This is a genomic window from Sphaerisporangium rufum (assembly GCF_016863395.1).
Lineage (GTDB): Bacteria > Actinomycetota > Actinomycetes > Streptosporangiales > Streptosporangiaceae > Sphaerisporangium > Sphaerisporangium rufum.
In genome coordinates this window covers 153,086-174,744 of sequence record NZ_BOOU01000054.1, presented here as the reverse complement: position 1 = coordinate 174,744, position 21,659 = coordinate 153,086, and the positions used below count along the sequence as shown (strand labels likewise).

At 67.1% G+C, this 21,659-nt stretch carries 15 protein-coding genes; 7 read left to right on the top strand and 8 right to left on the bottom strand.

The features are described 5' to 3' along the window. Positions 1-2,445: a DUF4132 domain-containing protein gene (locus tag Sru01_RS20435; protein ID WP_203988868.1), complete on the top strand. Its 2,445-nt coding sequence runs from the start codon at positions 1-3 to the stop codon at positions 2,443-2,445. A 96-nt stretch (positions 2,446-2,541) separates the two neighbouring features. Here Sru01_RS20435 and Sru01_RS20430 read toward each other — a convergent pair whose 3' ends face one another. From Sru01_RS20430 to Sru01_RS20410, 5 genes are all read right to left on the bottom strand, one after another. Continuing rightward, the gene (locus Sru01_RS20430; protein ID WP_203988867.1) at positions 2,542-4,119 is read right to left on the bottom strand and encodes an ATP-binding protein; all 1,578 of its coding nucleotides are present in this window, start codon (positions 4,117-4,119) and stop codon (positions 2,542-2,544) included. Positions 4,120-4,428: 309 nt separating this feature from the next. Beyond that, positions 4,429-5,397 carry a phosphotransferase gene (locus Sru01_RS20425; RefSeq protein ID WP_203988866.1) on the bottom strand — a complete coding sequence of 323 codons (969 nt, stop codon included), beginning with the start codon at positions 5,395-5,397 and terminating at the stop codon, positions 4,429-4,431. A gap of 125 nt (positions 5,398-5,522) precedes the next feature. Then, entirely contained in the window at positions 5,523-6,407 is an 885-nt protein-coding gene (locus Sru01_RS20420) for a nucleotidyltransferase domain-containing protein (protein ID WP_203988864.1), read from the bottom strand. Positions 6,408-6,417: 10 nt separating this feature from the next. Continuing rightward, positions 6,418-7,239: an aspartyl/asparaginyl beta-hydroxylase domain-containing protein gene (locus Sru01_RS20415; protein ID WP_203988862.1), complete on the bottom strand. Its 822-nt coding sequence runs from the start codon at positions 7,237-7,239 to the stop codon at positions 6,418-6,420. A 133-nt stretch (positions 7,240-7,372) separates the two neighbouring features. Continuing rightward, positions 7,373-7,573 carry a hypothetical protein gene (locus tag Sru01_RS20410; RefSeq protein ID WP_203988860.1) on the bottom strand — a complete coding sequence of 67 codons (201 nt, stop codon included), beginning with the start codon at positions 7,571-7,573 and terminating at the stop codon, positions 7,373-7,375. Between the two features lie 249 nt (positions 7,574-7,822). Between Sru01_RS20410 and Sru01_RS20405 the strand changes: the two genes are divergently transcribed. After that, positions 7,823-8,314: a hypothetical protein gene (locus Sru01_RS20405; protein ID WP_203988858.1), complete on the top strand. Its 492-nt coding sequence runs from the start codon at positions 7,823-7,825 to the stop codon at positions 8,312-8,314. 25 nt (positions 8,315-8,339) lie between these two features. Beyond that, positions 8,340-9,683, top strand: coding sequence for an NsdA family TPR-like regulatory protein (locus Sru01_RS20400; protein ID WP_203988856.1), 1,344 nt, complete (start codon positions 8,340-8,342; stop codon positions 9,681-9,683). Between the two features lie 228 nt (positions 9,684-9,911). Here the strand turns inward: Sru01_RS20400 and Sru01_RS20395 are convergent, their stop codons facing one another. Together Sru01_RS20395 and Sru01_RS20390 are read right to left on the bottom strand one after the other, a co-directional pair. Beyond that, positions 9,912-10,175 (bottom strand): HNH endonuclease, encoded by a 264-nt coding sequence (locus Sru01_RS20395; RefSeq protein ID WP_275412192.1) that lies wholly within the window; start codon positions 10,173-10,175, stop codon positions 9,912-9,914. 47 nt (positions 10,176-10,222) lie between these two features. Beyond that, complete coding sequence (locus tag Sru01_RS20390; RefSeq protein WP_203988852.1) at positions 10,223-13,054, bottom strand: ATP-binding protein; 2,832 nt, start codon at positions 13,052-13,054, stop codon at positions 10,223-10,225. A gap of 117 nt (positions 13,055-13,171) precedes the next feature. Between Sru01_RS20390 and Sru01_RS20385 the strand changes: the two genes are divergently transcribed. The 4 genes from Sru01_RS20385 (at position 13,172) to Sru01_RS20370 (ending at position 17,535) form a co-directional block, all read left to right on the top strand. Then, positions 13,172-13,528, top strand: a complete 357-nt coding sequence (locus tag Sru01_RS20385) for a VOC family protein (RefSeq protein ID WP_203988850.1) — start codon at positions 13,172-13,174, stop codon at positions 13,526-13,528. A 52-nt stretch (positions 13,529-13,580) separates the two neighbouring features. Further along, complete coding sequence (locus tag Sru01_RS20380; RefSeq protein ID WP_203988848.1) at positions 13,581-14,213, top strand: VOC family protein; 633 nt, start codon at positions 13,581-13,583, stop codon at positions 14,211-14,213. A 404-nt stretch (positions 14,214-14,617) separates the two neighbouring features. After that, positions 14,618-14,980: a type II toxin-antitoxin system RelE/ParE family toxin gene (locus tag Sru01_RS20375; RefSeq protein WP_203988846.1), complete on the top strand. Its 363-nt coding sequence runs from the start codon at positions 14,618-14,620 to the stop codon at positions 14,978-14,980. Continuing rightward, positions 14,977-17,535, top strand: coding sequence for an NACHT domain-containing protein (locus Sru01_RS20370; protein ID WP_203988844.1), 2,559 nt, complete (start codon positions 14,977-14,979; stop codon positions 17,533-17,535). The genes Sru01_RS20375 and Sru01_RS20370 overlap by 4 nt, the downstream gene beginning before the upstream one ends. Before the next feature lie 817 nt (positions 17,536-18,352). Here the strand turns inward: Sru01_RS20370 and Sru01_RS20365 are convergent. Next, positions 18,353-21,658 (bottom strand): DEAD/DEAH box helicase, encoded by a 3,306-nt coding sequence (locus Sru01_RS20365; protein WP_203988843.1) that lies wholly within the window; start codon positions 21,656-21,658, stop codon positions 18,353-18,355. Between the last annotated feature and the right edge of the window lies 1 nt (position 21,659).

Sequence of the window (21,659 nt, the reverse complement as noted above, 5' to 3'; positions counted from 1 at the left end):
ATGGGGGTGCTCGCCGAGTTCCCGCGCGCTTACGGGAACGTTCACAACCTCGACCAGCCGGCCGTTGACGCTTTTGCCCGGTTCGACGCGGCCTTCGCCGCGGGTGACGGGTTACCCGGGGTGGAAGAGGACCTGCGGATCTTCGGCCGCTGGGCGCAGATGCGGCTCAATCTCGGCCCGGACGGCGGTCACCACCACGATGAACGAGTCCTGAGCCTGACCAGGCTCGTCGCCGATGCCGACATCCCGTGGCAGGTCGCCGACGTCCGGCACCTCTGGCTGGTCGCCGACGTGCTGATGGCCTCGAAGCACACCGACTACGCGGAGCTGTATCGCGTCCCGCTGGCCGCCATCCGCCGCCTCGACTACATCGCCCGTCGCAGCATCCTCGGTGACAAGCTGGACTGGCTCCGCCGCAACCACCCGGTGGTCTGGGACGCGCTGCACGAGCAGCTGGCCGAGGTGCTGACCGAACCCGCCGAGCACGGCCCGGCCGGCGCGGTGCGCAACGTCGTCTGGGATTGCGACGACTTCGCCCGGCACCTGGCCGAGACCTACGGCCCGCGCCTGTCCGCGCCGGAGGTCATGCCGATCCTGCACCACTGGAACACCGCCCGATCTTCCAAGCTGAGCGGCAGGTGGCTGAAGACCGCCGCGAATCTACTGACGCCGCAGGCCGTCGCTCTCGTCCGGGAGATCCTCACCCTGGTCACGGCGCACCGGGAGCAACGTGTCAGCCACCGGGTCGACGGCTACGAGTGGACGACGATCGTCTTCCTGCACGAACGCACCGCCGTACCGGTGCGCGGCATGGTGTGGACCTGCGCGCTGCTCGACGAGCCGTGGGTGGTCCCCCTCCTCGGCGACGTCGCCCTCACCTGCGGAACCGGGATCGGCGGATCGGGTCCCAACTCCCGCAGCGAGATGCTCGCCAACGCGGCGGTGCACGTGCTGGCCCGCCGCGGCGGCCTGGACACCGTCGCGCCGCTGGCCAGGCTGCAGGTCAAGGTCCGCAAGAAGACCGTGCTGACCAACGTGGCGCGCACCCTGGACGCGGTGGCGACGGCGGCCGGGCTGGGCCGCGAGCAGCTGCTGGACCGCACCGTGCCGGACTTCGGCCTCGGCCCGGACGGAGTGCGCGAGGAGCGGATCGGTGACCACCGCGTACGGCTCGGCGTAGACGGCCCCGCCCTGCTGTTCGTCAACGGAGCCGGGAAGACCGTCAAGACGGCGCCGCAGGCCATCCGCAAGGACCCCGCGCTGGCCGAGCTCAGGAGCACCTTGAAGGAGCTGAAGCAGGTGCTTCCCGCCGAGCGGTTCCGGCTGGAGCGGGCGCTCGCGGAAGAACGGACATGGCGCTGGGACGAGGTGACCGCGTTCTTCCTCGACCACCCGGTCACCGGCCCGTACGCCCGCACCTTGATCTGGCAGACCTCGCAGGGGCCGGCCGGGATCCCCGTCCACACCGCCGATGGCTGGGAACTCACCGACCCGTGGGGGCGCAGCGTCCGGCCTGACCCTGGCAGCCAGGTCCGGCTCTGGCACCCGATCCGCGAGAGCGCGGCGGACGTACAGGCCTGGCGCGACCACCTGCTGGAGCACGGGATCCGCCAGCCGTACAAGCAGGCCTTCCGCGAGGTCTACCTGCTGACCCCCGCCGAGGAGCGCACCGGGACCTTCTCCGAACGGTTCACCGGGCACGTGCTGCGCTACGGCCAGGCCAAGGCCCTGCTGAACCAGCGCGGCTGGACCGGCCTGTCGATCGGCCACTGGGACTACGAGTGCGGCGGCGACCAGGGCGAGGCGGTCAAGCACCTGTCCGGGTGGCGGGCCCACTGGGGCATGAACGTGACCGGCGACCCGGAGGCCGACCAGTGGGGCACCGCCTCCTTCTGCCGGAGCGACCGGATCGCCTTCCACCGGGCGGAGAACGCCCCCGGCCGCTACGACGACGGTCACCACGCGGGCGTGCCGCTGGCGGAGGTCCCGCCGCTGGTGCTGTCGGAGGTGCTGCGCGACGCCGACCTGGCGGTGGGCGTCGCGTCGATCGGCCTCGATCCGCGGCGGGTCACCGAGCACGAGGACTACTGGCACTCCTACGGGTTCGGCGAGCTCACCGAGACCGCCCGCACCCGGCGCGACGCGCTGGCCCGGCTGCTGCCCCGGCTGAAGATCGCCGACCGGGCCGAGCTGACCGACCGCTTCCTGCGGGTCCGTGGCGACCTGCGCACGTACCGGATCCACCTGGGGTCGGGCAACATTCTGATGGAGCCCAACGACGCCTACCTGTGCATCGTCCCCGGCCACGACCGCGGCGCCGCCTCGGTCTTCCTGCCCTTCGAGGAGGACGGCGGCATGCTCTCGGTCATCCTGTCCAAGGCGTTCCTGCTGGCCGGCGACACCGCCATCACCGACCCCTCCATCACCCGCCAACTCCACCTCTGACCCGGCCCGTCGCCGGTCCAGGTCAGCCGTACGGGAAGGGGCGTCGTCCAGAGCGTTGGACGGGGCGGCGTGGAGATCGAGGTCGGTCGAGGAGCGTCACGCGCGCAGGACGGTGACCGGGCGGCCGGACGGGGTGGTCGCCTGGTCGAAGTCGCCGCGTTCCTTCCAGGGTGGGGCTTCGGGGCGGCGGTCGAAGATGACCAGGACGCCGGTGGTGAGGGTGAGGCGGTCGAGGTAGCGGTCGAGCTGGGCCAGGCCTTCGGGCAGCGGGTCGTCGGTGCCGGGTCGCCACACCTTCAGTTCCATGGCTTCGCGTTGTATCAGCCGTTCGCCGTCGGGGCCGGTGTAGGGCCAGCGGACGAGGACGTCCAGGCGTTTGGTGCCGGCGGCGTATTCGCGGTCGAGGTAGCCGCCGCCGTTGACCAGGCGGTGCAGGAAGGCCATCAGGATGATCTGGCAGGCGGCCTCGTGGTAGCCCTCCTGCCGGATGAGGACCTCGCCGTGCTCCCGCCAGAACACCACGAACTCCTCCAGCAGGCGGGGCAGGTCGAACCGGCCGTCGGGGAGCACGAGGCTGTGCGGGTCGGCGTGGATGTTCTGCTCGGTCAGCTCGCCCAGCACGCGCAGGATGACCTCCCGGTAGATCGGGTTGGCCACCTGCGGCGGGGGCTTCTGCGTGATCAGGCCGAGATCGCGGGCGTAGGCCAGGTCGCCGGAGTTGTGGCGGTCGATGTAGGTGCCGCCGGCGACGATGGGTTCCATCACCCGCTTCACCCGGGGCTCGTGTAGCCGGGCCGCCAGGGAGTCCAGGTGGACGGCACGCGCCCGGATCAGCCGCTCCTTGGCCTCTTCCACCTGCCCGATGGTGATGGTGCCGGTCACCCCCATCTGGGTGATGATCTCATCGGCGAGGGCGTTGACCAGCCAGGGCTGTCCCTGGGTCAGCTCGAAGATCCGCTCCACCGCGTCCTTGGCGAACTCCTGCCCGGTCACCTGCGTGTGCTGGCCGTACAGCTCGGCGATCTCGTCGGCGGTGAAGTCGCCCAGGCGCAGTGACTCAGCGACGATGTTGAACGGGCCGGGGTCGCCGCCGGAGGCGAGCTTGTAGTCGCGCACGTCACGCAACCCGCACAGCACCACGGAGGCGGGGAACGGATGGCCCTCAGGCCGCGCGTTGTGGCCGTAGCGGAGCTGGCTGAGGATGCTGACCATGCTGTTGCCCTGCAGTGCGTCGATCTCGTCGATGAGGAGCGCCACCCGGCGTGGGCAGCGGCGGCACCACGCGCTGAGCGCCGAACCGAAGCGGGTGCCCGGAGGGGACTGCGGCCAGGAATCCGGCGGTAGCAACTCGTCCGGCCATCCGGACTGCGCGGCGGCCTCGCGCAGGGATTCCAGCAGAATGGACTCCGCCCAGGCGACATCGTCGCCGGCCGACTTGGCGCGCTCGCAGGAGAACGTCAGGGCGGCGAAGTCGCCTTCGGCGGTCAGCTCTGAGGCCAGGGTGCCCAGCATGGTGGTCTTGCCGGTCTGCCGGGGCGCGTGCACCACGAAGTAACGGTCCATCTCGACGAGCGCCCGCGCCTCGGGAAGCCGTGGCGTGGGGGGCAGCATGTAATGGAGCCGCGGACCGCAGGGACCGGTGGTGTTGAAGTACCTTGCCCGGGGTGGCCGCATGGTCACATTCTGCCACCCCCCTGCCGCTCCTGGCCGGCCGCAACCACACCGAGCCGCCGTTCTCCGTTGTCCGCTGCAGCTTGATCGAGATGACGACCTCACTGGGTACGCAGCCGGGTGAACGCTACCCCGATCTTGGTCTGCTCGCAGGTCCGGCCGTTCTCGGCATCAGCCTGGTCGTCCTGTACGCCGGCAACGACAGGAGTCCCTCGCGCCGGTTCAACGCCTTCTCCGTTGCCGGCAGGTCGTTGACCTCGATCTCCGGTATCGCATGGGACGCGTCGATCTGCGATCGCTGCTCGCGACGCGTCACCATCCGGTGCGGTATTTCGTCCAGGCGATGGCGGCGGCGGCCGCTCGGCGCTGGTAGGCGCGGAGGTGGGGGACGGCGGGTGGGGCGGGAAGGCGGCTGGAGCGTGTCCAGTAGCCGGCGAAGGAGGCGGCGTAGCTGGTGATCACGTGTGCCGGGACCAGGTCCCAGGTGGGGATGCCGACCAGCGTCTTCTCCGCTGCTCCTGGTGTATGGCCTGCCATGATCATGTGGGGGATGAGATCGGTGACGTCCTGCCATGCGGCGCCCTGGCAGGGTTGGGCCCAGTCGACGACGTAGGCCGTGCCGTGGTGGGTGATGAGCAGGTTGTCGGGGCGGATGTCGCCGTGGACCAGGGTGTCGCCGTCGGCGTGGGCAGGCCACAGCTCTTCCAGGTCGGCGAGCGCGGGCAGGTGGTGCCGCTCCCATTCGCCGAGGTCCGGTGGCGTCGCGCCGGCCAGCTCGCGCCAGCCGCGTAGCATTCGGGCCCGGCCTGCGGACGCCTGTGGCAGGCCGTCCAGGGGGCAGGGCGTCAGGGTCTCTCCCATGATGGCCAGCGCCGCGGTGACGAGGGGGATGTCGGGCGAGCCGGGGGACAGCCGGGGGTGACGGCCGTGGATGTCGTCGAAGGCGAGGACGAACCATCCCGCGGCGGTGTCGTGCCAGCGCAAGCGCGGGGCCGGTGCGGCGCGGGGGAGCCGGGCGGCGGCGAGCGCTTCGGTGCGGTACTTCGCTGCCAGGACGTGATCGTCCGGGATGGCCTTGACGAACACCCGCTCGCCGCCGGCGAGGCGCAGCCGGGCCGCGACTCCGGGCGTGAAGCCGCCGCCCTGGACTTCAGCTGCGACGACGTCCGCGCCGAGCCGGCCGGCAATGAACTCGCGAAGACCTTCGGGCAGTTCCACCCAGGCGGGGCGGATCGCAGTGGCACCGAGCGGTGGATGGCTGGAGTCGTCGGTTTCTGGCATGGAAGTACCCCTTACACGTACGGACGGATCAGGCGATCACGCCGAGCAGGGGGAGGGCGCTGGGCCTCGATCGCTCCTGCTCGGCGTGGCTAGCTCGCCGTCCGGTGACGTGAAGGGGCATGTCTCTACGGTAGGTCAGTCAGCTCGAGGTGATGCCGATAAGCCTCGATCGAGAGGCGAAGGGCGTCGACGGCCTGCGGAGCGGCGCGGTGGGCAAGTGTGAGGATCCGCTCCAGCGAAGCGGCCAGGGACCCGCTGGTCGGCAGGGAGGGTGCGGTGATCATGGCTTCCAGGTCACGGAGGCAGGACCGGCCGATGGGGGTGACGCTGATGTCGGTGTCGAGGTGGTACCAGCCGTAGAACGCGTTCCGCGGTGACAGGGCGGTCCGGATCAGGGTGCGTGCAGTGGTGGCGAGCATGTGGTGCTCGGCGTAGGCCATGAACCGCTGGCCGCGCAGGATGCGCTTGTGGATCATCCAGGTGAGTACCAGGGCTTCGACGATGAGCTGTTCGCAGGTGAGGGGGGCGGCCAGGCGTGCCTCGACGAACGGGGCGACGGCCGGGTCAGGCGCGGGGTCTCCGGCCTTGTCGTTGCGGTAGACGAGGTGACCGCGGGTGAGCTTGGTGATGGCGGCGATCTTGTCGGTCGGCGCGAGGTACAGGTCGAGCTGGTAGAGCCGGCCGTCATGCTCGATCAGATGGACATAGCCCAAGCCGCCCATCCGGGGCACGATCGTGTCGGGCCAGCCCGGCATGATCGCGCCAAGGGTCGTGGAGGCCAGGGCGTCATGGACGGTCACGAACTCCTCGAACGCCGTGGGGGCGACGCCGACGACGAGGTCCACGTCCGAAAGCCGGTCGGAGGTGCCCCGGGCGATGGAACCGCGGACGAGCATGTGGGTGACGGCAGGGCCGGCCGCCAGGTGCTCGACGATGCGCTCCATGACCGCCAGCTGAACGGGTCGGTTGACGGCGGCGAGTTGGTCGATGGCCTCTGTGCAGGTGGACATGGGCCTCCTTTCAGTTGATGCCGAGCAGGACGGCCTTTTTTTCACGCCAGCCATCGGCGGCGTCGTCATGGCCTATGGCGTCGTACATGTCGGCGATCAGGTCGTAGGCGCGCCCTTCGGGCAGGGTGTGGTCGAAGAACAACCGCAGCAGGTGCTCCTCGGCTGCTTTGGCGTATCCGAGTTGAGCGAGTCTGAGAGCCTGCGCGGCGTGGTGGCGCAGAAGGGCGTCGGTCAGCGGGGGGAGGGGACGCACGCTGCCGGCCGGCAAATACTGGTCGCGGGTGAGGACGGCGAGTTCGGGACTGGCGTAGCAGTCCAAGATCAGGTGGACGCGGGCGGGGCCGAACCGGTTGCACGCGCCGTGCGCGTAGGTCGGAGTGAGCCGCCAGATGTGACCGGCGGCCAGGTGGACGGCCGAGCCGCTGAGGACCAGGTACGCCGAGGAACTCGTGACGATGGGGATGTGGAGGCGGTGCCGTTCCACATCCTTGAGTTCGCCGTAGTCGCGGTGCTCCCATAGGTACGCTGCGGCGTCCAGCCGGGCGATCCGCGCCCACATGAAGTGCAGGCCGAGGTCGGCGAGCAGTTGCCGGGTGGCGGGCATCGCCGCCAGCAGGTCGGTCTCGGTGGGCTCACAGTCGGTGATGGTCACGTCGGTGGCCCTGCCGGTCCGGTTGAGCAGCGACAGTGTCTCCCACCCGCCGGACTGGTACTCACCGTATTCCGCCATCCATCCGGAGGGGACGGTCAGTGCCTCGTGGCGGACGTGTTCGAGCAGGGCATGGTCGACTGCGCCGGCGCAGGCGACCTGTCGCAACAATGAAGTGGTCATCGAGGATCTGCCTTCATCGGTAGGGGGCTGCGCGCGATGTCCCGTATCTGTCGGCCCGGCGGGTACGAGCCGCTCCCCGCGCGAACACCGTGCCGCCGTTGATCTGGTCGGCCTTCTAGGAGCACCGGCCCGTTCATGAGACCGCCTGAGCGGCCCGGTTCTCCTGCTCGACGATCTCCAGAGTGAGCGCCGCCTTGTCGTCGGCATCGACCGTCCGATGCGCGTCGGTCTTCGACTCGGCCTCGCTGAAGGGCCGGTCGCGGGTAGCCCACCAGCGGCCGGTGTCCGAGCGGAAGGCCGACCAGCCATCCGGTACGAGGCTGCTCTCAGGCATGCAACCCGCCCTTGAGGGAGCTGCGTGGGGACGTTGCCGCGCCTCGTCCAGCTCTTCTGCCGACAATCTGACAACCGCTGCAGTCGAAGTGGCGGGAGCCCTTCAGCAGGCTCATCATCAGGTTGCATGTGCCGGCGGAGTCGGGCAGGGTGCGCGTGTCGAGGCGGCGTCCGGTAAGGAGCGCGGCCGTTCGGTGAAGTCGCGTCATCATGACAACGAGTAAACGGGTGATGACCTTCCGCAGTACAGATGACATCCGATGACAGGGAGGTGCTCGTGCCTCGCGCGGTGACCATCACCGGGACCCGATCCACCGATCACCGGCCGCTCGGTGAGTACCAGGCCCTGTTCCGCGAGTGGCTGTTCCCGTTCGCAGCTTCGGGCGTGCGGTTCTACGTCGGAGGTGCGCGCGGCATCGACTCGCTGTCGCTGCTCTGGCTGGCCGCCGAGACCGAGGCGGAACTGGTCGTGGTGGTTCCTGGCACCTTGGCCGGCCAACCGGACGACGCGCGGCAGGCCGTCGCCGTCGTTCGGCGGCAAGGACGACTGGAGGAGCTGATCGAGCTTGACCACCCTGATCATCCCTCGACCGAGGCGTATTTCCATCGCAACCGGTGGATGGTCGATCGCAGCGAGTTCGTCATTGGGTTTCCCCGATCGGGGAGCGAGGGTGGCGGAACGTGGTACACGATCGGCCACGCCGAGCGGCAAGGCAAGGCTCGCCTGATCCTGCCCGTGTAGGACGATCACATGCTGTACTTGGTTCATGACGCAGAAGGACCGGCGTGCGACCCCGCGATCCCTCCGCCTCCTGCGCGAACGGCGTGGCTGGTCGTGGTCTGACCAGGCTCGGGCGATCAGAGACGCCGCCCGCACACTGTCGATCACCCCGGTGGCGCGGCACGGAATCGCCAGCCTGGTCCGCACGATCGCCCGGTGGGAGAGCGAAGACGCCCCCGTGATCCCCGGCGAGCGGTACCAGTTGCTGCTCGCCTACGTGTTCGCACACCGCGGTGACGAAGTGGCTGTCGGGCCCGGCTCGGACTTCGATCACCTCATGTCCCTGCTGCCTTCCTGGGGCGTGCGCGCCGACCGCGTCGCCGAACTGCGCGCCCAGGTGGTCCGCACGGCCACCCCCGGCCACGCACTACTGGCCTTCTTGACCCCAGACCTGGGCCAGACACTGGCTCGCGTCCTGGCCGCGCCGCAGAACCTCACCAATGAGGTCGTCCAGCAGATCGATGATCTGGTCACCGGCATCAACGCTCAGGTCGGCAGCACGCCATTCTCGCGACTCCAGGTCGCCTTGGCGCCGGCGGTCGAGGCTTGCCGGGGCCTGCTCGCCGTCGACCTTCCGGATGTGATGCGGCTGCCATTGGCGCAGGCGGCGGCCAACGCGTTCATGGTGGCGGCGCGGATGGCGTTCGAGAGTCGTGACGATGGCACCTCAGCCGCTCTCTACGCACAGGCGGTGCGGACCGCACGGGATCTGCCTACTTGGGAGCAGGCCGCCATCCGCACCAGCCAAGCCCTGACCATGCTGTACTCCACCCGGGATGTGCCCGCGGCCCGGGGGGTCGCCGACGCGGCCGTACGGGATGCCCGCCGCAGCGACAGCCGGATCATGCGCTCTCGGGCACACGCGCTCCAAGCAGAGCTGGCCGCCCGCGCCGGCCAGGACCGGCACGCACTCGCCGCCCTCCACCTCGCCTGGCAAGAAGTCGACGGTGACGTCAGCTCCGACCCGGCAGCCGGCAGGTTCGGACCGGGATACCTCGACGGGTTCGAAGGAGTGTGCAACCTCCACCTCAACCGGGGCGCGGACGCCGAGCCACAGCTGGCCCGATCACGTGAGTCACTCACGCAGCCCAGGCAAACGGTCCAGCGGGCGATCGTCACCGCCGATCTCGCCCTCGCGCGGCTGCATGCGGAAGGCCCAGAGGCAGCGGCCGTGACATTGCACGCCTGCATCGACCTGGCGGCGGCCACACGAGCACGCGTACCCGCCTTGCGGATCGTGGACGTGCGTAACAGGTTGAAGCCCTGGCGTGGCGAGTCGTTCATCGCCGATCTCGATGAACACCTGCATGAGGAGCTCCTGGCGCGCTGACCGGAGTCCGCATCTCAGCCAACCATGGCCTCATGCCGGCCCATCTGGTGAACAACATGGCGCCATGTTCCGCGCCGGGTTTGATGGACATTGTGGTGCCCTGGGTTCTGTGGAGCTGAATTACCGGCTCATGCCACGGCGGTGGTATTGAGGTGTCTTGCTTAGGGCGGTCATTCGATCACAGTCTGTCACTTCCCGGGCGCCCCGTCTGGCCAGCGGATCGGCGGGTCAGGTGCTTGCGGTAGGTCCGCTCGGCGTAGGGGTCGCCCAGAGCTCCCGATGGTAGGCCAGGTGTCGCAGTTCCAGCCGGTGCCGCGCCACGCGCCGAAGCGGGCCGATCGGCTCGCCGGTCGGAAGGTCGATGGCCACCAGGTCGTCGTTGATCGTGACGGTGCCCTCGTCGAGCAGGACATGGTGGTCGGGACAGAGGCAGAGCACGTTGCCCGGCTCGTCAGGACCATCGTGCGTAGGTCCGGAGAAAGGCGGCCCGATTCGCCGCCGGGACGTCCGTCGGTGGACCTGATGAGGCGGCTCCGCCTTCAGGTGCCGGCCGAGGTGCCTCGGGTGGCGGGCAGGGCCATCGGGGCGAGGCCGAGGGCGGACAGGGCGGCGGCACCGCGGGGGGTGCCGGCGAGGAGGAGGGTTCGGGCGGACTGGTAGGGGCAGCCGGCGGTGTCGAAGGCGGCCGCGGTGGCGAGCAGCCGTTCCTCGTCGTGGTCGAGCAGGGCCTCGGCCCGCTCCACCAAAGCGGAGGCGACCGGGTTGCCGGTCACGACGGTACGGGCCTCGGCCACGCGGTCGCGGGCGTCGGGGCTTCCGGCGAGTACGGCGGCCTCGGTGCGCAGGGCGACGTACCAGTGGTGCCAGATCCAGGTGACCCACTTCCACACCTGCCCGGGCTCGGGGGCCGTCCGCTCCAGCGCCTCGGCCGCCTGCCCGCGGTGCAGCAGGAGGATCGCGTCGAAGACCGCCCCGTAGCCGTAGGTGTGCTCGGGCGGGGTGTCCAGCTCGTCCAGGATCCCCAGCCATTCGCGCTGCGCATCCCCGTCGCCGCGCAAACCGTGGATCATCGCGACGCCGCCCACCGCCGGGCGCAGGAGCGTCCGGGACGGGCTGCCGGCCCGCCGCCACGCGTCGAGGAACCGGACGCTGCCGGTGAGCACCTCGCCGACGTCGCCGGCGAGCGCGTCGACCATCAGCAGCCGGCAGGTGGCGCGATGGCCGACCTCCGCCAGAGAAGGGTGGTCGGCCAGCCGGCGCGCCCAGCGGCGGGCGGCCGGTACGTCGCCCGCGCCGAGGGCGGACTCGGTGGCGATGGCGAGCGCGTCGATCAGCTCGTGGGTGGCGGCGGGAGAGGCCGGCAGGGAGGACAGGAGCGTGATGCGCCGCTGGGCCGTGGCCGCGGTGGCGAACGTGTCGCCGGCCCAGCTCTGCGCGCCGGTGAGCGCGTCGAGTGCGGCCGACTCGGCGAGCGGGTCGCCGGTCCGGCGGGCGAGCTCGACCGCGTGCTCGGCGCGCGCGATCGTCTCGGGTACGGCGTTGCCGGGCGGGCCCTGGACGGCGCCGAACGCGTCGGTGAGCACCGCGGCCTCGGCCAGTGCCACGGCGGCCCGCGCGGCCGGATCGTAGCGGGCCGGGTCGTCGCCCGCCGGTTCGCGCGCCTCGGTGAGCAGCGCGAGCGCCTCCTCGTGGGACGGAAGCCGGACGAACATGGTCGAGAACCGGAACGCGATGGTGGCGGCGCTCGCCAGGTCGGCGGCGGCGCCGGCGGTGTCGCCGGATGCGCGGGCGGCGTCGGCCGCGGCGCGGCGCAGCCGGTACATGTCATCGCCGATGGTCCGGCAGCCGGCCACGGCCGCGGCCTGCCGGAGCATCGACGCCCCGGCGGCGGGGTCGGTGGCGAGCGCGGCGGCCTGCTCGTAGCGCCGCTGGGACTCGCCGGTCAGGTTGCGGGTGAAGGTCAGCTCCGCCAGGTGCCTGGCGAGCTCGTAGGCGTCCGCGCGCCGCTCCGGTCGCTCGGCCGCCCACGCGAGGGCGGCGCGGAGGTCGTCGGCCACCAGGTCGAACCGGGCCCGCCAGTCCTGGCCGGTCACCGCCAGGCCGGCGGCCTTGTCCAGGCACCAGCGCAGGTGCCGGGACCGGGCGCCGGCCAGTTCGCCGGCCTCGTCGAGCCGCTCGGTGCCGTACTGGCGGATGGTCTCCAGCGCCCGGTACTCGGTCCCGGCCGGCGACGCGGTCACCGCCAGCAGGCTCTGTTCGGCGAGCCGGGCCAGTCCGTCGGCGACGACGCCTTCCTCGCCTCCCGCCACCTGCGCGGCCGCGGCGGCGGTGAAGGGCGCCACGAACACCGACACCCGGCGCAGCAACGCCCGGTCGGCCGGGTCCAGCAGGGCATGGCTCCAGTCAAGCGCCGCGCGTACCGAACGGTGCCGCTCGTCGACGCGGGAGCCGCCGGTGAGCATGCGCAGCGGGTGGGACAGGGCGGCGGTGATGCCGTCCAGCCCGAGCGTCGGACAGCGGGCGGCGGCCAGCTCGATCGCCAGCGCCATCCCGTCCAGCCGCTCGCAGATCGCGGCGATCTGGTCGAGCGGCGCGGGATCCGGCGTCCGGCCGGCCGCCGCGGCCCGTTCCAGGAACAACGCGACCGCGTCCGACTCGCCGTCGAGGGACAGCGGCGGGACCGGATAGACCCGTTCGAACGGCACCATCAGCCGGGACCGGCTGGTCGCCAGCACCGTCACCCGGGGGCAGGCCGCGAGCAGCCGTTCGAGGAACGGCGCCACGCCGTCGACGACCTGCTCGCAGTTGTCCAGGACCAGCAGCGCGTGCCGGTCGGCCAGCGCGGCGACCACGGACGCGGTCATGTCGCGGCCGGGCTGCTCGCCGAGGCCGAGCGCCCCGGCGACCGCGGTCGCGATCATGCCTGCGTCGGTGACCGGGACCAGGTCGACGAACCACACCCCGTCGGCGTACGCGCCGGCCACCTCGGCGGCCACCGCCGACGCGAGCCGGGTCTTGCCCACTCCGCCCGGGCCGACGGCGGTGACCTGGCGGCCTGCCTTGACCAGCTCGATCAGCTCGGCGCGCTCGTTCACGCGTCCGATGAACGAGGTCAGCGGGGCGGGCAGGACCGGGGCCGTACGGGACGGGCCGGCGTCCACCGGCTCGGGGGCGCGCCGGGCGAGCGCCCGCCGATCGGGGGCCTCCAGCTTGCGCAGCAGCGAGGAGACGTGGCTCTCCACGGTGCGCACCGAGATGAAGAGCCGGGCCGCTATCTCGGCGTTGCTGAGATGGGCCCCGACCAGCTCCAGCACCTCGGATTCCCGAGCCGAGATTTCCACTTCCGCCGCCACTGTCCCAGTCTGCCGCATCCCCTCCGTGCCGTATCCGTGGCGCGGATCCGTGGTCACCACGGATGTGGGCCGGTGGGGCCGCCAGCGAGGCTGTGACCACGCGAACGACGCGCCCCACGATCACAGGAGCCGACCATGACCGGATCTTCCACCCCGGCGATCAAAACCGTGCTGCACCCCGTGTCCGACCTGGCCAAGGCCAAGGCGGTGTACGCGGCGCTGCTCGGCATCGCGCCGCAGCACGACTCGTCGTACTACGTCGGCTTCGACACCGAGGGCCAGCACATCGGGCTGGTGCCGGGCGGCGGACCGCAGGGCATGACCTCGCCGGTGGCCTACTGGCACGTACCGGACATCGAGGCGAAGCTGGCCGAGCTGACCGCCGCCGGGGCCACCGTGCAGGAGGCCGCGCACGACGTCGGCGGCGGCCGCCTGGTGGCCACCGTGACCGACCTCGACGGCAACGTCCTCGGTGTCCTGCAGGACCGGTGACCACGCCCTCCGCCCGCCGCACGACCGACCCCTCCCGAACAAAGGACCTGCCATGACCTCCTTCGAATCCGTCACCCTGGAAGTCCCCGACCCCACGACCGCGGCGGCCTTCTACCAGGCCGTCGGACTGGGCTCCTACGTGCACGTACGCGCCTCCGACGCGCCGTCGACGGGCTTCCGCGGGTTCGCGCTGTCCCTCGTGACATCCCAGCCGGGCAACGTCGACGCCATCATTGACGCCGCCCTCGAAGCCGGCGCCACGACGCTGAAGCCGGCCACGAAGAGCTTCTGGGGTTACGGCGGCATCGTGCGTGCCCCGGACGGGACCATCTGCAAGATCGCATGCTCGGCTAAGAAGGACACCGGCCCCGCCGCCCGGCAGATCGACCAGGTTGCTCTGCTGCTCGGCGTGGCGGATGTCAAGGCGAGCAAGCGGTTCTACGTCGAGCGCGGCCTGGTCGTGGCCAAGAGCTTCGGCGGCAGGTACGTGGAGTTCGATACCCCGTCGTCGGCCGTCACGCTCGCGCTCTACCCGCGCCGCGCCCTCGCCAAGGACACCGGCGTCCCCCAGGAGGGCTCCGGATCACACCGCCTCACGATCACCGGCGCCGCCACCCCCTTCAGCGACCCCGACGGCTTCCCCTGGGAGGCACGATCAGCCGTTGCCAACTCAGTCGGCAGCTGAGGCGTCGCCGGGAGAGGCGCGGCGATTTCGCCTCTTCCACCGTCGGATTAGAAGTGGACCCCCATCGGGAGGCCCATCATCGTCCTGACCTGCACCGCAAGTTCTCGGCAATCGTTCGGCAGCCAGTCCCATCCCACACATATCCCGCAGCAGCCCCAGCGTCCTAGCTCGGTGAGCCGGGTGGGAGAGTGAGGGGGTGATGTGTCAGGTCGTCCAGGAGCTACCGCTCGACGTGAGCGGCACGTTATGGATAGGGGCGAGTCAACGTCGGTGGTGGCGCCGGTGCTCGCTGGATCTGAAGGCTTCGGGGCTTGGCCAGCGTGGTCCCTGAACCTGGTCATCCTTCGACAAGTCAATTGCGAAAGCCGCGTACACGAGCATAACCTGTGGGTTATGCTCAGCGGGTGCCCTGGGAGATCATCCTGGTCCCTGAGGTCAAGGACTGGTTCATCGAGCTTGATGACGCCAGTGCTGACCAGGTCCGTGCTGCCATTGAGCTGCTCCACGAGCAGGGGCCAGCGATGACCCGACCTCTGTCTGATCGGATTACCGGATCGCGGCTCCACAACCTCAAAGAGCTTCGCCCAGGGTCTGCCGGACGTACGGAGATCCGGATCCTGTACATCTTCGATCCTGCGCGCCAGGCCATCCTGCTCGTGGCGGGCGACAAGTCGGGCAGCTGGAAGACCTGGTATACGGATGCCATCAAACTCGCGGAAGAACGATACGAACGCTACCTGAGCACTCCGGCCGAGGAGATCGAATGACCACCCACTACCGCTGGGAGACTGCTCTCGACCAGCGCCGTACCAGGGACCCCGGTATCGACGCCTCGGAGAGACGTGAAGATGCACAAACTGCGCGCGAAGCATTTGTTCTTGGCTATCACCTGGCACAGATGCGCAAAGCACGCGGACTCACGCAACAGATGGTGGCCCAGTCGATGGGCGTTAGTCAGGTCCGAGTGTCTCGCATGGAAAACGGCGAGCTAGGGCGGATGCAAATGGAGTCCATCAGTGCTTACATCGCAGCTCTGGGTGGTCACCTTGAATTGACTGCAAAGTTCGCAGAGGAGGATGAGGGCGAGCACGTTGATGTAGTCGCGATTAGTCGCGCGATCGTTCATGCTGCCACCCGCCTCTGGTCGGCATCCGACCGCCACTCCCTGCTGCAGCGCATCAGGCTTGAGGACTCTCTGCTATCACGGCAAATAACAGTGCAACTCGAGTCGCTCATGCTCTCTGCCGAAGGACGTATGCGCCCATTGCTCAGCGCAAAATGGGCGGATGTCGACGCCAAAAAAACGGCTTTGCATCACGCATTGATGGCACTCCACACGCGAGAGCTAACGGGGGAAGACATACTATCCGCCATTGATGATCCGGCTAAGTTGGCCCAACTTGCACGGGATGCCTTGGCTGACCCGAACGCACAGCTCGAGCCTTCGGGAGCCCGCTTCTACTCTTTGGTCGTGACGGCCTCTTCCGTACTCGTCGCCGAAATCGCTAGTGCTCTTTCGCGACTCGCCGCTGCAACGCCGGCCCCGAACTATGCCCAGTTTGTCAAGCTAGGGCAAGAGATCGAAGATAATCTGCCGTGGCTGCCTCTCGATACCTTGGGCGTGCCAGAGGGCTACCCTGCAAGCGAGGACTACACCTGGCAGTATCTTCACGCATTCGGCATCCAATTCAACTGGCAGGAGCCATTCGAAGCTGATCGCCGTCTAGCGAATTGCTCGCATGCGGCCTGGGATGCAGTTTGCGGCAGCGTAGAGGTCAAGGTCGGAGACGAGCGGATAACTACTCCTGTAGAATCGCTGCTGCGCCATCCCCGCATTATCGTATTCGGTAGCGCCGGTTCGGGGAAGACTGCACTTCTTGTGCAGCTTGCAATGCTCGCCTCTCGCAGAGGATCTCCACGTGAGGCTGCCTTGTCGGGAACTATTCCCTTTTTTATTAGCTTGAGGGACTATTCCGATAGGAATCTGCCAAGTCCCGAGAAGTTGCTCAACGACAACGCGGCCGCGCTTGCATCGGCTCCTCCGAAGGAATGGGTGCGTTGGCAGCTACGCGCCGGACGAGCTATGGTTTTGCTGGATGGTGCGGACGAAGTGATGAAAGCGCATCGGTCTGCAATTAAGGTGTGGATACGAGATCTTCTAAGACGTCACCCAGACAATCAAGTAGTAATTACATCGCGCCATTCTGCCGTTGATCCTCGCTGGTTGCAGGAGGAGGGATTTGTATACGCATCTGTCGAACCTCTCAACAAGGCCGAACTGTGGAATCTGATCCATTTTCGCCATGCAATTGCAGCTAAGGCTGATGTTACCCTCGCCAATAGAATTCAGGCCTACGAGACGGCTTTGCGCACACAACTCGAAGCGGTTCCAGGCCTGCAGGAACTCGCTACCACTCCGTTGCTGGCAGCGGTTATGAGCAGAGCCAATATGGAGCGAGGTGAATTGCCGGGCCGACTAACGGATCTATATAAGGCTTCGACCGAAGCGCTGCTTAATAGACGTTACTCAACGGTCTCTGCAGTGGCAGGCGGCAGGTCGACACAACTGCTGCAATACCTTGCATGGGTTCTACTAGTACGTGGTCGCGCACAAATCGAGCGAAACATCGCCGAAGACCTCGTCGCACTACGGCTACCATCGGTTTTTCCCTGGCAGCCTACGGCCGCTCCCGTCGATATTCTCGATGCGTTGATCGGTGAGACAGGAGTACTAGACGAATCATCACGAGGCACGATCCACTTCAGGCATCGAGCTATCCAGGATTACCTGGCCGCCAGAGAAGCTGCTGACATCGCTGCCGTTGATCTCCTTGCCGCGAAGGCACATGTTGCTCGTTGGTATGAAGTGATAGTGCTTGCCGCTGAGCAACTAAACCAACCAGGGCGAATCGATCTGCTGAAGCTACTGCTTAAGCGTATTGCTAAACAAGATGAGCGCTCGAGCCGAATCAAACTGGTTGTGATTGCTCTCTTGGAGTCACTGTCAACGATTCCAGCCGAGGTGGCAGAAGAGGTCAACCAGTATGTTGAAGAACTAGTCCCGCCACATAATTTGAGGACAGCTCTTTCGCTGGCGTCAGTCGGAGAACCGCTGCTAGATAAGATGCCCGACACCCTTGCTGGTGCCACAACCGAAAGTGCTAAAGCGACCATAAAGGCTGTGCAGCTGATTAGCGGACGCCGTGCTGTGGAATTGCTTCGCCGGTACTCACAAGATCCACGTCCACCTGTTCGCATCGCAGCCGTCGACGCTTTGAAACCCCTGTCGGCCGAAGACCTAGAGAATTCTTGTCTTAGTTGAGCTTGCATGCCGAATCTGGTGCGGTTTGGAACGCAAGCTCGAATCTTCCCATCGATCATAGAAGTTCGTAAGTCGGCCCCCGGCACCGGAGAATTGTCATCGGTATGTCTGATTGCCGGCTGGCTGGACCAGTAACTCAGGCTGTTCAGCTATGGAACTTGGCGGGCCGGGGCTGAGGTACGAAGTCGGGGCCCTTCGATCGGCTCCGACCAAGTGTGATGGCTGGCCAACCGGGTTGGCGATCATGGTGTTGTATCTGTGCGGTGGCGTGTTCTTTGACGACGGGTACTGGTTGTTCGGGCGGGAGCTGTGTAAGCCGGGCGGCCCGCGTTCCGCCGTTGGCAGGGACCGGCGTCGATGCCGTATGCCTGGCCGGCAGAGCGGGCGACGGTTCGCGCGGCGCCGCGGAGCGCCGTGGCCTTGATAACCCATAAGCACAACTGGGCAACGTAACCAGTAACACCCACATTAGGAGAGCGAGCTCTTCTCTGGCTCCAAGCATAATTTGAGCTGGGGACTGATCGCGGACAGTCCGTGCCAGGCAAGATCGCCCCTCGTATATCCCCCATGGTCGAGCGGGGAGCAGCGCATCATCCAATGGCGAACCCCCTCGAAGATCTGGGGGCTCTCCAGCGCTCAAGAGAGAGCATGGGCCGTCCCGGCTCCACCCCGGGTCGGGTTCCTCTTCAACGTGGATGACTGGAATCGAGCCCGACATAGGTTAGGAATCAGCGGGGGTCTTCCGTATGCGATCGAGCTTGAGGTTGGAGACCGGAGAGCGCTGCTATCCGGCTGAAGTGGTCCATGCCGTCATCTGTCACTCACCGGGTTCGCGGGGGAGGAGGGAGGCCAACTCGGGTGACCCATAGGTCAGGAAAACGAGGTCGCTGTCGCTGCTAGTGTCCCAGATGTCGCGGTCGAATGTCACGGGGACCGGGGCCGTGGGTGGCTGACGCAAATAGTGCTCGCTAGATATCGCGCCGTCGGAAGGTCTGAAGGAAACACGGGCATCGTCACGCGTAAGGAAGAGGTTGTAGATACCGGGGCGTCCGTCGTCTGGGGTCAGCCAGCGGCCTGAGAGAAGGTTGTTTGTAAGCTTGATGGCAAGAACTGGCGGAGTAATGTCTCCTACCAGGTTCGGAGGAGTCTTGATGGTTATGCCGTCATCGGGGGCGCCGAGGTCGTCGGTGCTCACGGGTTGGTTGTTGATGTCCTCGATTTGGGTTCGGATGCTGGCGATCTCGCTGGCGATGACTTCGTCGCTGAGGTCTGCAGCAAGGACGAGGTCTTCGATGACCTTCTCGACAGTGCCTAGGACAGGTGCTGCGCCCCCGACTATGTTGGTGAAGTCGTCGTAGTCCTCCTTGATGCCCTTGTAGACCTGCTCCTCGACAGTGTCTTGGTAGAAGTAGTTGCTGATTTGGAGGTCCTTGTAGGAAGCGCCGATACGGTCGATGCGACCGATGCGCTGCTCGACGCGCATCAGATTCCAGGGCATGTCGTAGTTGATGAGGCGCCCCGACGTCTGCAGGTTGAGGCCCTCGCTCATCGAGTCGGTACCGATGAGGACCTCGATACTGCCGTTGCGGAACCGGTTCTTGATCTCGGCCTTCGTGACCGGTTTCCAATCCCCTGCGACCGGATCGTAAATCTCGCCGCCGCGACCGGAGTAGCAGCCAAGCTTGTTGTAGCCAGCGGCCAAGAGGCGCTCGCGGACGTAGTCCATGGTGTCGGCGTACTGAGTGAAGACCACCGCGGAGTCATACGTCTTGAACGACTCGGCCAGATCCTCGACGAGCTGCTTGGCCTTCGTGTCCTCACCGGTGATGTCGCCGAGGTCGTTGAGGAAGGAACGGAGCTCGCTGATCTCCCCCTTAAGACGGTCGGCGCGGACGTCGAAGGCCTCGGGGTCGAAGAGAGAACCCTCCAGGTCAGCACCATCGTCGTCGGTAAGGAGGGCGGCCGCGCTCTTGCCCTGCTCGAGTACGTCCAAGCGGCGCTGGAGGGACTGCTTGATCGCTTCGAAGGAGGAAGTCAGCCGGCGCCGGTAGACCGTCATGATGAAACCGAGGGCCCTGGTGGCGTTGTCGGACTTATAGGCGTTGTAGTGGCGGCGGATGTACTCCTCGATACGGTCGTACAGCCTCCGCTCGTTCGGCGCTAGCGGGATGAACTCGTCAGTGACGTGTCGATACGGGATGACGACCGAGGCCGGGATGATGCCGGCCTCCTGGTAGGCCCGCATGGTCTTGCGGGTGTTGCGGAAAACTCGATCGCGCATCGGGGTGTGGCGGCGAGCCCACTTATCCATCCACTCCGAGGTGGCATTGGGGAACTGTGCCCTGAGGTCAGGCGAGGGTGGGTTGCCGGCCATCCCGATCACCGTGAACGCGTCGGCCCACCCGAGTGCATCGTTGACCTTCTGCTCCAGTTCGTAGTCGCGATCGGCGAGCGGGTCGGAGAAGTAATCTTCCAGCATGTCGCAGATGAGTTTCCAGCCGCGCCTCTCGGGCGGGTCGCCGAGGTAGGTGAAGTACTGAGTGAAGAAGAACGCCTGCTCGCCCCATTTACCCGGCAGTCCGAGGAGCTCGATGAGATCCCAGGCCTCGTGGGGGTGCATCTGCATCGGGGTCGCCGAAGCAAGGTAGAGCGCACGCCATAGGTCGCGCTTTTTCATCTCCTGGAGCAGCGCGAGTAGGGAGTTCGGTGTGTCGGTCGCCTTGGAGCCGCGGCGGCGGGCGTGGTGGGCCTCATCGACGAGAACGACATCCCACGGTCCGGCGTCGAGGATCTCGGTACGGCGAGCGCGGCGGCGAGCGAGATGGGAGGAGGCAAGCACAATCGGAAAGGCCGACCACGGGTTGGAATTCACGCCAGTCTCGAGGGGCTGGTCGAACCGGTCGACGAAATTGCCCTTGTCGTAGCGGGCGACGTCGAGATTCATCTTCTCGTGGAGCTCTTCCTGCCACTGTTTCATTACCGAGGCCGGCACTAGGAGCAAGGCTTTCCTTGCCCTGCCGGAAGTGAAGAGCTCACGTAGCACCATGCCTGCCTCGACGGTTTTGCCAAGACCGACCTCGTCGGCGAAGAGATAGCCCCGCGGGTACGTCGATACCACCCGATGGATCAACTCGGCCTGATGCGGTAGCGGCTGAGCCCAGGCCGTACCCACGCCAGTCCATGCGGACGCCTTCGGCGCATCTCGGAGAACGACCAGCTCGTCCCAGGCCGTCTGGATATCGACGTCCACCTCGACAGGCGGTGTCTTGTGATCGGCCCCCTCGGGCCTGGGCTGCGGCACGAGAGTGTTGGTGGGAAACGGCGGAGCGTCAGGAGCGTGCTCTATCAGGTGTTCTCGGACGGCGATGGGCAGATCGATGACAGCCCAACCTTTGTCGGGGTGGCCGCGCCAGTGCTGATCAAAGGCTTGCTCCTTGGGCTTTCCGTAGTCCTCCCATGACTCGGCACGCCAGGAGCGGTAGGCGTCGAAGGTCTCGTGGTTCTTCACCCATGCTGTGACCGAGGCATTGTTGGAGCCGCTAAATGCGACCTTGTGGCCGTAACGGTCTGTGAAGATGCCGTACTTGGTATGGAAGTAGCGGCCCGACTCCTTATGGGTAAGCAGGTGGCCATGCTTGTCGACCGGGATGCCGACTCGGATGTGAAGCTGGTTGTGGGCGACCATCCAGGCCAGCACGCTGAGATGCTCGCTCTGCACGATCTTGGTGCCCTCCAGGCCAGGATCAGCCAGTAGACGCTCGGCGATCACATCGTCGAGCGGGATGCCGGAGAGCACCGCGTCCACGTCCTTCTTACTGAGCTGGGCGCCGACGATGAGCCTCATCACGCCGCCACGGGCGATGAAGTACGCCGTGCCCTGCGCGGCAAACTGCAGTTCTGCACCGGACCAGTAGCCGACCGCACGGTCGTAGGCGACGGACCTGGAAAGCAACGGCTCGTAGAACGTCTCAAACGGTGCATCGTTGGGCGAGTACATCGCTTTCAGCGTCACACTCAGGAATGAGTCCTCGGCCGTAGCATAGTCGTGGTCGAAGAGACCATTCTGCACCGGTGCTGCTGGCGTTGCAGCATCGGGAAACAGGGCGTCGTCGTGCTCGGCCAAC

Coding starts and splice junctions, on each gene's coding strand:
- Sru01_RS20430 (WP_203988867.1), bottom strand. CDS start 4,119: ATGCGGCCACCCCGGGCAAGGTACTTCAACACCACCGGTCCCTGCGGT.
- Sru01_RS20385 (WP_203988850.1), top strand. CDS start 13,172: ATGACCGGATCTTCCACCCCGGCGATCAAAACCGTGCTGCACCCCGTG.
- Sru01_RS20425 (WP_203988866.1), bottom strand. CDS start 5,397: ATGCCAGAAACCGACGACTCCAGCCATCCACCGCTCGGTGCCACTGCG.
- Sru01_RS20405 (WP_203988858.1), top strand. CDS start 7,823: ATGACATCCGATGACAGGGAGGTGCTCGTGCCTCGCGCGGTGACCATC.
- Sru01_RS20415 (WP_203988862.1), bottom strand. CDS start 7,239: ATGACCACTTCATTGTTGCGACAGGTCGCCTGCGCCGGCGCAGTCGAC.
- Sru01_RS20370 (WP_203988844.1), top strand. CDS start 14,977: ATGACCACCCACTACCGCTGGGAGACTGCTCTCGACCAGCGCCGTACC.
- Sru01_RS20390 (WP_203988852.1), bottom strand. CDS start 13,054: ATGCGGCAGACTGGGACAGTGGCGGCGGAAGTGGAAATCTCGGCTCGG.
- Sru01_RS20410 (WP_203988860.1), bottom strand. CDS start 7,573: ATGCCTGAGAGCAGCCTCGTACCGGATGGCTGGTCGGCCTTCCGCTCG.
- Sru01_RS20380 (WP_203988848.1), top strand. CDS start 13,581: ATGACCTCCTTCGAATCCGTCACCCTGGAAGTCCCCGACCCCACGACC.
- Sru01_RS20400 (WP_203988856.1), top strand. CDS start 8,340: ATGACGCAGAAGGACCGGCGTGCGACCCCGCGATCCCTCCGCCTCCTG.
- Sru01_RS20435 (WP_203988868.1), top strand. CDS start 1: ATGGGGGTGCTCGCCGAGTTCCCGCGCGCTTACGGGAACGTTCACAAC.
- Sru01_RS20420 (WP_203988864.1), bottom strand. CDS start 6,407: ATGTCCACCTGCACAGAGGCCATCGACCAACTCGCCGCCGTCAACCGA.